The 13,477-nt window shown below is 65.5% G+C and carries 15 protein-coding genes and 2 tRNA genes; 12 read left to right on the top strand and 5 right to left on the bottom strand.

Going from position 1 to position 13,477, the window contains the following annotated elements; translation table 11 throughout:
- Entirely contained in the window at positions 1–882 is an 882-nt protein-coding gene (gene hslO, locus SPICUR_RS07835) for an Hsp33 family molecular chaperone HslO (RefSeq protein WP_023367800.1), read from the top strand.
- Here the strand turns inward: hslO and SPICUR_RS07830 are convergent.
- Genes SPICUR_RS07830 through SPICUR_RS07820 form a run of 3 tightly spaced genes read right to left on the bottom strand, consistent with a single transcriptional unit; the run spans position 876 to position 2,735 of the window.
- Positions 876–1,628: a HesA/MoeB/ThiF family protein gene (locus SPICUR_RS07830; RefSeq protein ID WP_041382492.1), complete on the bottom strand. Its 753-nt coding sequence runs from the start codon at positions 1,626–1,628 to the stop codon at positions 876–878. The genes hslO and SPICUR_RS07830 overlap by 7 nt on opposite strands.
- The gene (gene prmC / locus SPICUR_RS07825; protein WP_023367796.1) at positions 1,621–2,472 is read right to left on the bottom strand and encodes a peptide chain release factor N(5)-glutamine methyltransferase; all 852 of its coding nucleotides are present in this window, start codon (positions 2,470–2,472) and stop codon (positions 1,621–1,623) included. Before prmC ends, SPICUR_RS07830 begins: the two co-directional genes overlap by 8 nt.
- Positions 2,469–2,735 (bottom strand): Trm112 family protein, encoded by a 267-nt coding sequence (locus SPICUR_RS07820; protein ID WP_023367794.1) that lies wholly within the window; start codon positions 2,733–2,735, stop codon positions 2,469–2,471. The genes prmC and SPICUR_RS07820 overlap by 4 nt, the downstream gene beginning before the upstream one ends.
- Positions 2,736–2,870: 135 nt before the next feature.
- Here SPICUR_RS07820 and SPICUR_RS07815 point away from each other — a divergent pair, with 135 nt between their 5' ends.
- Entirely contained in the window at positions 2,871–3,944 is a 1,074-nt protein-coding gene (locus tag SPICUR_RS07815; RefSeq protein ID WP_023367792.1) for a 3-deoxy-7-phosphoheptulonate synthase, read from the top strand.
- A gap of 38 nt (positions 3,945–3,982) precedes the next feature.
- On the top strand, positions 3,983–4,414 hold the full coding sequence (dksA, locus tag SPICUR_RS07810) for an RNA polymerase-binding protein DksA (protein ID WP_041381818.1): 432 nt from the start codon (positions 3,983–3,985) through the stop codon (positions 4,412–4,414).
- A 23-nt stretch (positions 4,415–4,437) separates the two neighbouring features.
- Here the strand turns inward: dksA and prfA are convergent, their stop codons facing one another.
- Together prfA and hemA are read right to left on the bottom strand one after the other, a co-directional pair.
- Entirely contained in the window at positions 4,438–5,526 is a 1,089-nt protein-coding gene (gene prfA, locus SPICUR_RS07805; protein ID WP_023367788.1) for a peptide chain release factor 1, read from the bottom strand.
- On the bottom strand, positions 5,523–6,797 hold the full coding sequence (hemA, locus tag SPICUR_RS07800; RefSeq protein ID WP_023367787.1) for a glutamyl-tRNA reductase: 1,275 nt from the start codon (positions 6,795–6,797) through the stop codon (positions 5,523–5,525). The genes prfA and hemA overlap by 4 nt, the downstream gene beginning before the upstream one ends.
- A 72-nt stretch (positions 6,798–6,869) precedes the next feature.
- Between hemA and SPICUR_RS07795 the strand changes: the two genes are divergently transcribed.
- The 9 genes from SPICUR_RS07795 to SPICUR_RS07755 all read left to right on the top strand — a co-directional run bounded on the left by SPICUR_RS07795 (position 6,870) and on the right by SPICUR_RS07755 (position 13,473).
- Positions 6,870–8,396: a tetratricopeptide repeat protein gene (locus SPICUR_RS07795; protein WP_023367786.1), complete on the top strand. Its 1,527-nt coding sequence runs from the start codon at positions 6,870–6,872 to the stop codon at positions 8,394–8,396.
- A complete protein-coding gene (lolB, locus tag SPICUR_RS09600) occupies positions 8,393–9,007 on the top strand; it encodes a lipoprotein insertase outer membrane protein LolB (RefSeq protein ID WP_077176359.1) in 615 nt (204 codons plus the stop codon). The genes SPICUR_RS07795 and lolB overlap by 4 nt, the downstream gene beginning before the upstream one ends.
- The gene (ispE, locus tag SPICUR_RS07785) at positions 9,004–9,852 is read left to right on the top strand and encodes a 4-(cytidine 5'-diphospho)-2-C-methyl-D-erythritol kinase (protein WP_023367782.1); all 849 of its coding nucleotides are present in this window, start codon (positions 9,004–9,006) and stop codon (positions 9,850–9,852) included. The genes lolB and ispE overlap by 4 nt, the downstream gene beginning before the upstream one ends.
- 11 nt (positions 9,853–9,863) lie before the next feature.
- A tRNA-Gln gene (locus SPICUR_RS07780) sits at positions 9,864–9,938 on the top strand.
- 26 nt (positions 9,939–9,964) lie between these two features.
- Positions 9,965–10,918 (top strand): ribose-phosphate diphosphokinase, encoded by a 954-nt coding sequence (locus tag SPICUR_RS07775; protein WP_041381817.1) that lies wholly within the window; start codon positions 9,965–9,967, stop codon positions 10,916–10,918.
- A gap of 46 nt (positions 10,919–10,964) precedes the next feature.
- Complete coding sequence (locus SPICUR_RS07770; protein ID WP_023367781.1) at positions 10,965–11,627, top strand: 50S ribosomal protein L25/general stress protein Ctc; 663 nt, start codon at positions 10,965–10,967, stop codon at positions 11,625–11,627.
- 30 nt (positions 11,628–11,657) lie between these two features.
- Positions 11,658–12,242, top strand: coding sequence for an aminoacyl-tRNA hydrolase (gene pth, locus SPICUR_RS07765; protein WP_041381815.1), 585 nt, complete (start codon positions 11,658–11,660; stop codon positions 12,240–12,242).
- 8 nt (positions 12,243–12,250) lie between these two features.
- Complete coding sequence (gene ychF, locus SPICUR_RS07760) at positions 12,251–13,342, top strand: redox-regulated ATPase YchF (protein ID WP_041381813.1); 1,092 nt, start codon at positions 12,251–12,253, stop codon at positions 13,340–13,342.
- Between the two features lie 54 nt (positions 13,343–13,396).
- Positions 13,397–13,473, top strand: a tRNA-Met gene (locus SPICUR_RS07755).
- Positions 13,474–13,477 lie beyond the last annotated feature (4 nt).

The following is a 13,477-nucleotide window of genomic DNA, read 5'->3' as shown; positions in this document are numbered from 1 at the left end:
ATGACTGACCGGCTCCATCGGTTCCTCTTCGAGCATGCCGACGTCCGCGGCGAAGTCGTCCAGCTGGACGAGGCCTTCACGGCGATCACCCAGCGGGCTGAATACGGACCGGCCGTCGATCGACTGATCGGTGAGGGGTTGGCGGCGGTGGCGCTGCTGGCCGCGACGCTCAAGTATCCCTGCGATCTGACCCTGCAGCTGCAGGCGGGTGGTCCGCTCCGGCTCCTGCTCGTGCAGGCGGGCAGTGATGGCTCACTGCGGGCGATGGCGCAGACCAGCGCGACGGTTCCGGCGGATGCGCCGCTCGACGCGCAGGCCGCCGGCGGGACGCTGGCCATTACCATCGACCCGGAATCGGATGCCGAGCGCTATCAGGGAGTGGTCGATCTGGCGGGTGGTAGTCTCGGGGCGGCGCTGGAGCATTATTTCCGCGAGTCCGAACAACTCGCGACACGGGTCTGGCTGTCGGCGCGGGAGGGCCATGCCGCCGGCATGCTGATTCAGCGGCTGCCGGCCAGCGATGCCGCCGGCGGCGATGCCGATGCCTGGGCGCGGGCGGATCAGCTGGCAGCGACGATCACCGGTCCGGAGCTGCGTGAGCTGGCCCCCGGTGAGGTGATCCGCCGGCTCTTCCACGAGGAGGATATCCGCATTTTCGATCCCATGCCGTTCCGGTTCCGCTGCCGCTGCTCGCGCGACCGGGTCGCCGCGATGCTGCAGGGGCTGGGTGAGCAGGAGATGCGGGACACGCTCGAGGCGGAGGGTCTGGTTGAGGTGCGCTGCGATTTCTGCAACGAGCCCTACCGGTTTGACGCCGTCGATGTCGAGGCGATGTTTACCGAGCCGGCCAACCGCTCACCGGACAGCGGCCAGTCTCACTGATCCGCACCGCGACCGCAGACCGGACAGGCGGGGTCGCGGCGCAGTTCGAGCCGGCGCCATCGCTGACTGAGGGCGTCGACACTCAGGAGCCGGTGATTGAGCGGCTCACCCAGGCCGGTCAGCACCTTGATGGCCTCGACCGCCTGTAGACTGCCGATGACGCCGGGTAATGGGCCCAGGACGCCGGTCTCGCTGCAGCTCAGGGCCTCCTCGCCGATATCGGGGTAGACACAGTGATAGCAGGGACCATCCAGGTCGGGTCGGAACACCGCGATCTGACCGTCCATTCCGATGACGGCCCCGGAGATCAGCGGTTTTCGCGCGTTGACGCAGGCGCTGTTGACCGCAAAGCGGGTGGCGAAGTTATCCGAGCCGTCGATGATGAGATCCACTCCGGCGACAATGGCGGGCAGGTTGTCGGCGCCGAGCGGCTCGTTGACGGGCTCGACGCTCACGTCGGGGTTGATCTGACCCAGCCGCTCACGGGCGGAATCGGTTTTCAGTCGGCCCACATCGGATGTGCCATGGAGGATCTGGCGCTGCAGGTTGGTGAGCTCGACCTGATCGAAGTCGGCGACGCTGAGATGGCCGACGCCCGATGCGGCCAGGTACAGGGCGACGGCTGAGCCGAGGCCACCGGCCCCTACCAGTAATATCCGACTCGCCAGGAGCCGCTCCTGACCGGCCAGATCCAGGCCGGGGACCATGATCTGTCGGCTGTAGCGGATCAGCTGTTCATCATTCATGCGGGGTGTCACCCAGACGGCCACCACTGACCCGCTCATGACCCGCCAGGTCGCGCCGGGTTTCGATGGCCTGGAAACCATGCGCCGCCAGGCACTCCCTGACAGCGGGCCCCTGATCATAGCCATGCTCGAGCCAGATCCGTCCGGCCGGCTCCAGATGCCGGGGCGCGCCGACGATGATCGTCCGCAATGCCGCCAGGCCGGATTCCTCCGCCCGCAGCGCCAGGCGCGGTTCGAACCGGGCATCGCCCTGGTCCGGTTCCGGTGCCTGCTCGCCAATGTAGGGCGGGTTGGCGACGATCAGGTTGTACCGCGATCCGGAGACCGGTTCGTACCAGTCTCCCAGCCGGAAACGAATCCCGTCGGCGCCGAGGATAGCCGCATTCTGCGTGGCGACTGTCAGGGCTTCCGCCGAGCAGTCAGTGGCGTCGACGGTGGCAGCAGGCCAGGCGCGGGCCAGAGCGATGGCGATACAGCCACTGCCGGTGCCCAGTTCCAGCACCCGGGCGGCGGGCGTCTCCAATGCCGCTTCCACCAGATGCTCGGTCTCTGGACGGGGGATCAGCACGGCCGACGTCACCACCAGCTCGAAATCGAGGAACCCCCGACGGCCCAGTAGATAAGCCACTGGCTCGCCTCGATAGCGGCGCTGCAGCAGGGCCTGGAAGCGTCGCCAGGCGGTTTCGGTGATCGGATCTTCCGGATGAGCGCGGCGCTGGGCGGCACTCAGGCCCGTCGCAGCGGTGAGCAACCAGTCGACGTCGATGTCGGCATCGGCCGGCGTGGCAGCGAGCAGTTCCACGCCGCGACGCTGCGCCTGTGCAAGGGTGACCCCGTCGCTCACTTCAGATCGGCGGCGCGCAGATTGATGGCTCGCTCCTCGAGCATGACGGGGATACCATCATCCACCCGGTAGACGCGCTCCTCATTGGCGGTGATCAGTCCTTCCTCCAGTGGCTGCTCCACGGGGGAATCATCCTGATAGTGGACGCCGCCCCCGGCAATGCGCTCGTTGAGGGCCTTGAGTTCACGCCGTCCGAGCATATGCACCGGCTGTTTGGTAACCGGACAGCAAAGAATGTCGAGTAATTTGCGATCGATGGCCATGGCGATTGAACCTGTACGAATGATCCTGAAGGATAGCAGACTGCGCTTCGGGCGACGCCCGTCATGGAGAAAATCCGGGCTGCGGGCTACCATGCCGGCTGAGATGAGTAACAGCACAGTGGGTACGAACACGTCATGAGCGAAACCAGTATCGATAACCTCAACGTCCTCTCGCAGGATCCGCTGCCAACGCCGGCCGATCTCAAGGCCCGGCAGCCGCTCTCGGACAGAGCCATGGAGACCGTGCAGGCCGGCCGGCAGGCGGTGGAGGCCATTCTCGATGGCCAGGATCCGCGTATGTTGGTGGTGATCGGTCCCTGCTCGATTCATGACCTCGAGGCGGCCAAGGATTACGCCCGCCGCCTCAAGGGACTGCATGACGAGCTCAGTGACTCGCTTTTCATCGTCATGCGGGTCTACTTCGAGAAGCCACGGACCACCGTGGGCTGGAAGGGGCTGATCAATGATCCGTACATGGATGACAGTTTCGACATCGAAGAGGGCCTGCGCCGGGCGCGCGAGCTGCTGCTGTACATGGCCGAGCTGGGGCTGCCCGCCGGAACCGAGGCGCTGGATCCGATCACGCCGCAGTATCTGGGGGATCTGATCAGCTGGACCGCCATCGGCGCACGCACCACCGAGTCGCAGACGCACCGGGAAATGGCGAGCGGACTGTCGACGGCGGTCGGGTTCAAGAACGGTACGGATGGCAGTCTCGATGTCGCCATCAACGCCATGCGCTCGGCGGCAAGCCCGCACAGTTTTCTTGGCATCACCCAGCATGACGGCCGCTCGGCGATCATCCGCACCGCGGGGAACCGGTATGGGCATGTCGTCCTGCGGGGTGGAGATCAGCCGAATTATGATTCGGTCAGCATCGCGCTGTGCGAAAAGGCCCTGGCCGATGAGGGGTTGTCGGCCTGCCTGATGGTCGACTGCAGCCATGCCAATTCAAGCAAGGATCCTGGCCTGCAGCCGCTGGTGATGGATAATCTCGTCAATCAGATTGTCGAAGGGAATCGGTCCATTGTCGCGGCAATGATCGAAAGCCATATCGGCTGGGGCAAGCAGAAGCTGGGCGATGACCCCTCAGCCCTTGAGTACGGCGTCTCCATCACCGATGGGTGCATCGACTGGGCAACGACTGAGCGTATGCTACGCGAGGCGGCCGGTAAACTCTCCCAACCGCTTCAGGCGCGGATCGCCTGAAGCCCGATGAATACGTGGCCGAGCCAACGGAGGTAACCATGACCGACAATGCTTCCCTGCCTGTTCGAGGGATTGAGCCGTACCCGCTTGCTGAGGGCGAGACGTACATGAATGAGGCTCAACTGGCGCATTTTCAGTCGATACTTGGCGCCTGGAAGCAACAGCTCCAGGAAGAGGTAGAGCGGACTGTCAGCCACATGCGTGATGACGCCAACCATTACGCGGATCCAGCCGACCGGGCGACCCAGGAAGAGGAATTCGCGCTGGAGCTGCGCACCCGTGACCGGGAGCGCAAACTGATCCGCAAGATCGACAAGACCCTGGAGCGCATCCGTAAGGATGACTACGGGTTCTGCGATGAGTGCGGCGTGGAAATCGGTATCCGGCGCCTGGAGGCACGCCCGACGGCGACGCTCTGCGTGGACTGCAAGACCCTCGAGGAAATCCGCGAAAAGCAGCGGGTGGCCTGAGCGGTCAGCCCGGTCCCGGGTGACTAGCTCTCGGCCGCCAGTGCCGCGAGCTGGTCGGCCTGGTATTCGCTGGTCAGCGGATCGATGATGTCCTCCAGGTGCCCGCTGAGAACGGATTCGAGCTTGTAGAGGGTGAGATTGATCCGATGGTCAGTCACCCGTCCCTGAGGGAAGTTGTAGGTCCGGATTCGATCGGATCGATCGCCGGTCCCCACCAGTAAGCGTCGGGTTTCGGTGCGCTCGGCCGCAGCCGCATCGCGCTGTTGATCCATCAGACGCGCCTGTAGAAGCGCCAGCGCCCGGGCGCGGTTCTTATGCTGCGAGCGCTCCTCCTGGCATTCCACCACCACGCCACTCGGCATGTGTGTCACGCGCACAGCGGAATCGGTCTTATTGACGTGCTGACCGCCGGCGCCGGAGGCGCGGAATGTGTCGATGCGCAGATCCGCGGAATTGATCTCGATCTCGTCGATCTCTGCCGCTTCGGGCAGGATCGCGACCGTGCATGCGGAGGTGTGGATGCGGCCCTGGGATTCAGTGGCGGGAACGCGCTGCACGCGATGGGCCCCGGACTCGAACTTGAGCTTTGAGTAGACCCGTTCGCCGGCGACCCGTGCGACAACCTCGCGGTAGCCGCCCTGCTCGCCAATGCTCTCGCTGAGGATCTCCGTTTTCCATCCCTGAGACTCGGCGTAGCGCAGATACATCCGCAGCAGATCGCCGGCGAACAGTGCCGCCTCGTCGCCGCCCGTGCCGGCGCGGATCTCGACGAAGGTGTTGCGCGCATCATTGGGATCCTCCGGGATCATCAGCAGCGTCAGTGCCCGCTCCAGTTCACCCAGACGCTCCCGCGCGTCGCTGATCTCTTCCTCGGCCATGGCCCGCATGGTCTCGTCGCCATCCGCGGCCAGCTCCTCGGCAGTGGCAAGGTCGGCCTCGGTGGATTCGAACGCCGTGAGTGTCTCCGCCAGTGGTTCGAGCCGTGCGTACTCCTGTGACAGACGAGTGAACTGGCGGTTGTCGCTGATGATCTCCGGATCGGCGAGCAGCTGCTCGATCTCTTCGTGGCGCTCCAGCAGACTCTGGAGTTTGCGGCGCAGATTGTCATTCATTCGTTGTCGTCCCGGCTGTCGTCGAGGCCCAGCAGGCGATGACTCTGCCGGATGATTTCCGGATCGCCACTGCGGGCCGCATCACGCAGCCCCAGGGTGGGCAGGTGCAAGAGTTTACGGGTCAGGCGGTGCGCCAGTGCCTCCAGCACCTGATCAGGCGGCTGGCCGGCGCTGATCTCGCGTTGCGCCTGCTCGAGGGCATATTCCCGCTGCTGCTCGCCATGCAGGCGGTAGCGTCGGATCGCGCTGACCGCATCCAGCGTCCGGACCCAGTCCATAAACCGCTCGGCCTGTCCGTCGACGAGTATCTCGGCCTCTTCGGCGGCGGCGGCGCGGCTGCGCTGATTGCGATCAATGACATCGCGGAGGTCGTCGACAGTATACAGATAGACATCCTCGAGCCGGTCCACGCTGGGCTCGATGTCCCGCGGCACCGCGAGATCCACCATGAAGACCGGCTCATGCCGGCGCTGGCGGAGGCTCGTGCGGATCTGCCCGCGGCTCAGAATCGGTTCATTGCTGGCTGTACAGGAGATGATGATGTCGGCCTTCGGGAGGAACGCGTCGATCTCATCGAGCCCCAGCGCACTGCCACCGCAGGTACTGGCCAGTGCCTCCGCCCGGTGGCGGCTGCGATTGGCGATGACGAGCTCGCCCATGCCCTGTTCCCGAAAGTGCCGGGCGGTCAGTTCGATCATTTCGCCGGCCCCGATCAGTAGGGCCCGGCGACGATCGAGTCGGTCGAATATCTGTCGCGCGAGGGTGACCGCTGCGAAGGCCACCGAGACCGGGTGGGTGCCGATGGCCGTCTCGGTGCGTACGCGCTTGGCAAGCGAGAATGCATGCTGGAAGAGACGCTCGAGGATCTGTCCGAGCAGCCCGGCATCCGCCGCCGAGCGATAGGCCAGCTTGGCCTGCCCAAGGATCTGGGGCTCACCGAGGACGAGTGAGTCGAGCCCCGCCGTCACCCGCAGGAGGTGGACAACCGCGTCACGGCCCTCGTGGACATAGAGGTAGGGCTCCAGCCAGTCCGCATCCAGGCCCTGCTGGCTGGCGAGCCAACGATGCAGGATGGCGGGCGTTGCCTCGGGCGCCAGCACTGCATAGATCTCGGTGCGATTGCAGGTGGACAGCACCGCCGCCTCGCGCACACCGGGGCGATCGGCGAGCGCGGACAGGGCACTGTCCAGCGCTTCCGCCGGGAGAACCACCTGCTCCCTGACGGCGAGCGGTGCGGATTCATGGTTGAGCCCCAGGCTGACGACAGGCATCGGGATCCGGTTGACTGGAATGTGGCAGATTGTAGGGCAGCATTGCCTCAACACAAGTAGGATACGGGGTCGATGGAAAGGTTCGCGAATCGAAAGACATTCCATGCCCGGCAGCGGCCGTGCTGGCAACGCCGTCTGGGCGGGCTGCTGGTGATGGGTCTGATGGCTGCCTGTGCCCCGTTGGAGCGCGATCAGACGCCGGTGACTGAGTCGGCCGAGCGCGCGCCCATGGCGATCGTGATGGCGGCGGAACTGGCCGTGGCCCGCGGTGAGATTGATCAGGCTGGCGCACTCTATGGGCGCATCGCCGACCGGATGCGCGACGGGGAAGTCGTCGCACGGGGCGCGCGCCTGGCGCTGAGGGCCAATGACATGCCAGCGGCTGGCCGCCTCGCCGATCGCTGGGTGTCGCTGGCGCCGGACAGTGCCGAGGCAAAGCGTGTCCAGGGGTTGGTCAGATTGCACCAGGGCGACACCGAGGCGGCTGTGAGCCGGTTCCTGGAAGCGCTACCCACCGACCCCGGAAGCCGTGACGCGGCGATCGATCGGCTGGGTCAGCGACTGCAGGACAGTCGCCTTCCGCCGGAAGCCATCGAGGTCATGAGGGCGGTTGCCGCATCGGCGCCGGCGTCGGCGGGTGCGCCGCTCGCCCTGGCACGACTGGCGATGGCGCGTGACCGGCCGACGGTGGCGCTGGAGGCCGTGGAGTCGGTGCTGGCGCGCGATCCGGCCTCCCGCGGTGCCCGACTGATCCGTGCCGATGCACTGATGGCACTGGATCGCGCCGATGAGGCGTTCGCGGCGTTTCAGGCATTGCTCGCCGAGGCGCCGGACGACGAAGCCCTGCGCTATGAGTATGCCCGCGCCCTCGTGTCGCGTGACCGGGAGGCAGAGGCACTGGTCCAGTTTCGATCACTGATCGAGGCGGGCGCGACACGACCGCGACTGCTCAATGCCACGGTTGTCCTGGCGCTGAGAGCGGGTGAGGACAGCCTTGCGCTGAGCGCGCTGCAGCGTCTGCGCGCCACGAGCGGACCGCTCAGCCGCCGCAGTCTGCTGCTCGAAGGTCGGCTGCTCCGTCGTCTCGATCGGCTGGAAGAGAGTCTCGATGTGTTCGACCGCGCCCTCCGGGACCGGCCGGATGATGTGGAGCTGCGCTACGCCCGGGCCATGGCGCGGTTTGCGGCGGATGATCGCGATGGCGGTGAGGCGGACCTGCGCCGTATCCTTCGCGACCACCCGGATAACCCTGAGGCGCTCAATGCGCTCGGCTATGTGCTCGTGGATCAGACCGGCCAGGTTCACGAGGGGGCGGCGCTGATCGAGCGGGCCTATGAGATCGATCCGGACTCGCCCGCGATTATCGACAGCATGGGGTGGGCCCGATTTCGTCAGGGTCGGCCCGATGACGCCCTGGCGTTTCTCGAGCGCGCCCATGAAATGACCAATAGCGATCCCGAGATCGCCGCCCACCTGGGCGAGGTGCTCTGGGCGCTGGGCCGACGGGATGCGGCACGGACGGTCTGGCTCGAGGCGCGGGAGGCGGCTGACGGGAATCACCCGGTACTGGAGGAGACAATGGAGCGACTCGATCAATGATGCGTTGGGGTTGGTTATCCCGTGCGGCGGCGTTGATGCTGCTGTGTGGGCTCGTGACCGCCTGCGCGGTCCGTCCGCCGCAGCCCACCGCGACGGACAATGGCGTGGCGGTGGAGGCATGGACATCCCCGCCGGTCCCGGCCGCCTGGCGGCTCAGCGGGCGGACGTCGCTCCGGCTCGAAGACGAGGGCGTCACCGCCACCGTTGTGTGGGATCAGTCCGGCTCGGGGTATCGCATCGATCTCCGCGGCGCCTTCGGGGCCGGCAGCCTGCGGATTGTCGGTGATGATGACGTGGTCCGGCTGACCACCGCCGATGGCGAGCGCTATACGGCGGACAGTCCGCGTGAGCTTGTCCGGGCGGTCACCGGCTATGACCTGCCGGTCAGTTTCCTGCGCTACTGGGTGACAGGGCGTCCGGTCCCCTGGCTGGATGGTCGGGTGACACCGGATTCGGCTGGGCTGCCGAGCGTGATCCGCCAGAGTGGCTGGCGCGTCACCTATGAGGCGTTCCGTTCGGTCGGCCGCTACCGCCTGCCTGAGCGGGTTGCCGTCGCCCGGGAGGGGATGTCGGTACGTATCGCCATCGGCGACTGGGAGTCGCGTGAGTGAATGATCTGTCGGCCGACTGGCCCGCACCGGCGAAGATCAACCGCTTTCTGCACATCACCGGACGGCGCCCCGACGGTTACCACACCCTGCAGACGTTGTTTCAGTTCGCCGAACCGATCGACTGGCTTGATTTCACCGTGACCGCGGACGGTGTGATCCGCCGCGAAGGGGGAATGCCGGGGCTGGCCCCAACGGCCGATCTGGCCGTTCGGGCGGCGGGCGTTCTGCAATCGCGGGCGCGGGTGGCCGCCGGCGTGCGCATTCACATCCGCAAAGGCATTCCGGCCGGTGGTGGACTCGGGGGCGGCTCATCGGATGCAGCGACCACACTCGTCGCGCTGAATGTGCTCTGGGGGTGTGGGCTGGCGTCGGCGACGCTCGAGGAACTGGGTCTCGAGCTCGGCGCCGACGTGCCGGTGTTCGTGCGTGGCCAGTCGGTCTGGGCGGAGGGCATCGGTGAGCAGCTGACGCCGATGGACGCCGACCGGCCCTGGCTGGTGGTGCTCGATCCGGGTGTCAGCGTGACTACCGGGGCCGTATTCAATGATCCCAAATTGACACGCCATACTGAGCGTATAACAATGTCGCGCTTTAACGCGCTGGCCTTGCGTAATGATTGCGAGGCGACCGTCCGACGCCTTCATCCGCCAGTCGCGGCGGCGATCGACGCGCTCTCAGCGTATGGGCCGACACGGCTGACCGGCACGGGGGGGTGTCTGTTCGCCTGGTTTGGTGACCGCGCGCTGGCAGAGCGGGCAAAAAAGGGCGTCAGCGCGTATGGGACGGCCTGGGTGAGCCGGGCATCGAACCGGTCCCCCTTGCTCGGCCGTCTCAAGACTTCGTGACCGTCAACAAATGGGGCGTAGCCAAGCGGTAAGGCACGGGGTTTTGATCCCCGGATGCGCAGGTTCGAATCCTGCCGCCCCAGCCATACACCAGCAGCAGGGTGCACTCGCCATGGAAAACGGAAGCATGATGGTGTTCGCCGGGAACGCCAATCCGACGCTCGCTCGATCCGTGGCATCGCATCTCAAGACCCGGCTCGGCGACGCCGTGGTGACCAGCTTCAGCGACGGCGAGGTGCAGGTCGAGATCAACGAGCATGTCCGCGGTCATGACGTGTTCATCATCCAGCCGACCTGCGCGCCGACGAACGATAACCTCATGGAATTGATGGTCATCGCTGACGCACTCCGGCGCTCGTCGGCGGCGCGCATCACGGCCGTGGTCCCTTACTACGGCTATGCGCGACAGGATCGCCGGCAGCGCTCGCAGCGGGTGCCGATCACCGCCAAGCTCGCGGCCGACATGATCACCACCGCCGGTATCAATCGGGTGATCACGGTCGACCTGCATGCCGACCAGATCCAGGGCTTTTTCAATATCCCGGTCGACAATGTCTACGCCTCGCCGGTCCTGCTCGGTGATATCTGGCGCCAGACCCACGAAGACAAGATCGTCGTCTCGCCCGACGTCGGCGGCGTGCTGCGTGCCCGGGCAGTGGCGCGGCGGCTCGACAACGCCGATCTGGCGATCATCGACAAGCGCCGACCGCGCGCCAACGAGCTCGAGGTCATGAACATCATCGGTGATGTCGAGGACAAGACCTGCATCATCGTCGACGACATCATCGATACCGCCGGTACGCTCTGCCAGGCGGCCTCGGCGCTCAAGGAGCGGGGGGCCGGCAAAGTGGTCGCCTACATCACCCACCCGGTGCTCTCCGGGCCGGCGATCGAGCGCATCGAGAACAGTCATCTGGATGAATTGGTGGTCACTGACAGTATTCCGCTGTCCGCGGCCGCTGACGCCAGCGATAGGGTTCGCCAGCTGTCGCTGGCGGAAATGCTCGCCGAGACCATGCGGCGGGTGAACAACGATGAATCGGTCAGCGAGCTTTTCGTCGACTGATTGCCCCAATTGCCCCTGGTCGCGGGGGCCACGATGGAGAAAATGAATGAGTGTTGAACTGAAACTGGATGCCGCCGTACGCGACGACCAGGGCAAGGGTGCGAGCCGCCGCCTGCGTCGTGCAAAGCGGGTGCCGGGCATCCTCTACGGTGCGGACAAGAAACCCGTCTCGCTGTCCTTTGACGAGGAGCAGATCCTGCGTCTGCTGCGTGAGGAAGCCTTCTTCTCCCAGATCCTTGATGTGAAGGTCAAGGGCAAGCGGACCGAGAAGGCCATTCTCAAGGACCTCCAGCGTCATCCCTTCAAGCCGCTGGTCACACACCTCGACCTGCTGCGGGTCAAGGCCGGTGAGAAGATGCGCCAGCAGGTGCCGATCCATCTGCTCCATCAGGATGAAGCGGTCGGCGTGAAGCAGGGCAACGGCGTTGTCCACCATGATCTCATCGAGATCGACGTCGAATGCCTGCCGGACGATCTGCCCACCGCGATCGAGCTGGACATCATCAAGCTCAACGTCGGCGATTCGATCCATCTCTCCCAGGTCGAAGCGCCAGCCGGTGTCAGCTTCCCGGGTCTGGATGTTGAGAACGACCACGACCCGATCCTCGTCAGCATTCATACGCCGCGCAAGGCGGTCGAGGAAGGTGACGAGGACGAGGGCGCTGATGAAGGTACCGATGGTGGCGAGTCGGACGATACCGAGTCCTGAGGCCCGGGTGGGTCTTCAGAGCCAGGCGGGATGAGTGCCACGCCGATGCGCCTGATCGTGGGGCTCGGTAACCCTGGCTCGAAATACGCGGGGACCCGGCATAACGCCGGGTTCTGGCTTGTAGAGCGGGCGGCCGACCGGCTCGGGGTCAACCTGCGCAGTGAGCGCAAGTTCCAGGGTGCCCTCGGGCGCTACCGTGAGTCCGGTGCGGATCTGCATCTGCTCTGCCCGGATACGTACATGAATCACAGCGGCCGCGCGGTGGCGGCCCTGACGCGGTTCCACCGCATTGCGCCCGAGGCGGTGCTGGTGGCCCATGACGAGATCGATCTACCGCCCGGCGTCGTGCGGCTCAAGCGCGGCGGCGGTCACGGTGGGCACAATGGGCTGCGCGATATCATCAGCGCCCTCGGCAGCCGTGAGTTCGCCCGGCTCAGGATCGGCGTGGGGCATCCGGGCAACAGCGACCAGGTGATTCCCTACGTCCTCCACGCGCCAGGGCGGGACGAGCGCTCGGCCATCGACGCCGCGATCGACGCCGCGGCGACCCAGGTGCCCGATCTGGCTGTCGGCCATTGGGACTCGGCGCAACAACAGTTACATACGCGAGGCTAGAGGCGTTCATGGGTTTTAAATGCGGCATCGTAGGCCTGCCCAATGTGGGCAAGTCAACGTTATTCAATGCCCTGACACAGAACGGCATCCCGGCAGAGAATTACCCGTTCTGCACGATCGATCCGAACGTCGGTATCGTTCCAGTGCCCGATCCGCGGCTGGACCAGCTGGCTGCGCTCGTGCAGCCGAAGAGCGTCGTCCCCACGACCATGGAGTTCGTCGACATCGCCGGGCTCGTCGCCGGTGCGTCACGGGGCGAAGGACTGGGCAATCAGTTTCTCGCCAACATCCGCGAGACCGACGCGATCGCGCATGTCGTGCGCTGCTTCGAGAGCGAGGACGTCCACCATGTCGAGGGACGCGTGGACCCGGTTGCCGACATCGAAACCATTAACACCGAGCTGTTGCTGGCGGATATGGAGACCGTGGACAAGGCGCTCGATCGGTATGGTCGACGGGCGAAGTCCGGTGACAAGGCGGCGATCGCCATCCGCGACGCCCTTCAGGTCATGGCGGCCGGGCTTGATGCCGGGCAGCCGATCCGGGCGCAGGAACTGGATGACAGTGGCCGGGAGGTGCTGCGGGAACTGCACCTGCTGACCGCGAAGCCGATTCTCTATGTCGCCAACGTCAACGAAGAGGGGCTCAGCGGTAATCAGGCCCTGACGGACCTCGAGCAGCTTGCGGCGCGGGAGAACGCCCGGGTCGTGCCAGTGTGCGCTGCGATTGAGGCGGAGCTCTCACAGCTTGACGCCGAGGAGCGCAGCGAGATGCTGGCCGCGTATGATCTGGAAGAGCCGGGACTCAACCGGGTGATCCGGGCGGGGTACTCGCTCCTTGCCCTGCAGACGTTCTTTACGGCGGGTCCCAAGGAAGTGCGGGCCTGGACGGTGCCGGCGGGCGCAACGGCTCCGGAGGCGGCAAGCCGCATCCATAGCGATATCCAGCGTGGCTTTATCCGCGCCGAAGTCATCGCGGTGGATGAGTATCTACAGGCCGGTAGCGAACAGGCTGCCAAGGAAGCGGGGCGGATGCGGCTCGAGGGCAAGGAATACATCATGCGCGAGGGCGACGTCTGCCATTTCCGGTTCAATGTGTGACGGCGGGGTTTGACACATACCGCCGCGCACTGGATACTTTCGCCTCCTCGATCAGGCTACGTAGCTCAGCTGGTTAGAGCACATCACTCATAATGATGGGGTCGGTGGTTCGAATCCACCCGTAGCCACCAGTCT

Source organism: Spiribacter curvatus (assembly GCF_000485905.1).
GTDB lineage: Bacteria > Pseudomonadota > Gammaproteobacteria > Nitrococcales > Nitrococcaceae > Spiribacter > Spiribacter curvatus.
Note: the sequence above shows the minus strand (reverse complement) of the source record. Positions and strands in the feature narration are given on the sequence as shown.

Excerpts from the sequence above, each read along its gene's own strand:
- hslO (WP_023367800.1), top strand. The coding sequence starts at position 1 with ATGACTGACCGGCTCCATCGGTTCCTCTTCGAGCATGCCGACGTCCGC.
- SPICUR_RS07830 (WP_041382492.1), bottom strand. The coding sequence starts at position 1,628 with ATGAATGATGAACAGCTGATCCGCTACAGCCGACAGATCATGGTCCCC.
- SPICUR_RS07820 (WP_023367794.1), bottom strand. The coding sequence starts at position 2,735 with ATGGCCATCGATCGCAAATTACTCGACATTCTTTGCTGTCCGGTTACC.
- SPICUR_RS07815 (WP_023367792.1), top strand. The coding sequence starts at position 2,871 with ATGAGCGAAACCAGTATCGATAACCTCAACGTCCTCTCGCAGGATCCG.
- dksA (WP_041381818.1), top strand. The coding sequence starts at position 3,983 with ATGACCGACAATGCTTCCCTGCCTGTTCGAGGGATTGAGCCGTACCCG.
- prfA (WP_023367788.1), bottom strand. The coding sequence starts at position 5,526 with ATGAATGACAATCTGCGCCGCAAACTCCAGAGTCTGCTGGAGCGCCAC.
- hemA (WP_023367787.1), bottom strand. The coding sequence starts at position 6,797 with ATGCCTGTCGTCAGCCTGGGGCTCAACCATGAATCCGCACCGCTCGCC.
- SPICUR_RS07795 (WP_023367786.1), top strand. The coding sequence starts at position 6,870 with ATGGAAAGGTTCGCGAATCGAAAGACATTCCATGCCCGGCAGCGGCCG.
- lolB (WP_077176359.1), top strand. The coding sequence starts at position 8,393 with ATGATGCGTTGGGGTTGGTTATCCCGTGCGGCGGCGTTGATGCTGCTG.
- SPICUR_RS07775 (WP_041381817.1), top strand. The coding sequence starts at position 9,965 with ATGGAAAACGGAAGCATGATGGTGTTCGCCGGGAACGCCAATCCGACG.
- SPICUR_RS07770 (WP_023367781.1), top strand. The coding sequence starts at position 10,965 with ATGAGTGTTGAACTGAAACTGGATGCCGCCGTACGCGACGACCAGGGC.
- pth (WP_041381815.1), top strand. The coding sequence starts at position 11,658 with ATGAGTGCCACGCCGATGCGCCTGATCGTGGGGCTCGGTAACCCTGGC.
- ychF (WP_041381813.1), top strand. The coding sequence starts at position 12,251 with ATGGGTTTTAAATGCGGCATCGTAGGCCTGCCCAATGTGGGCAAGTCA.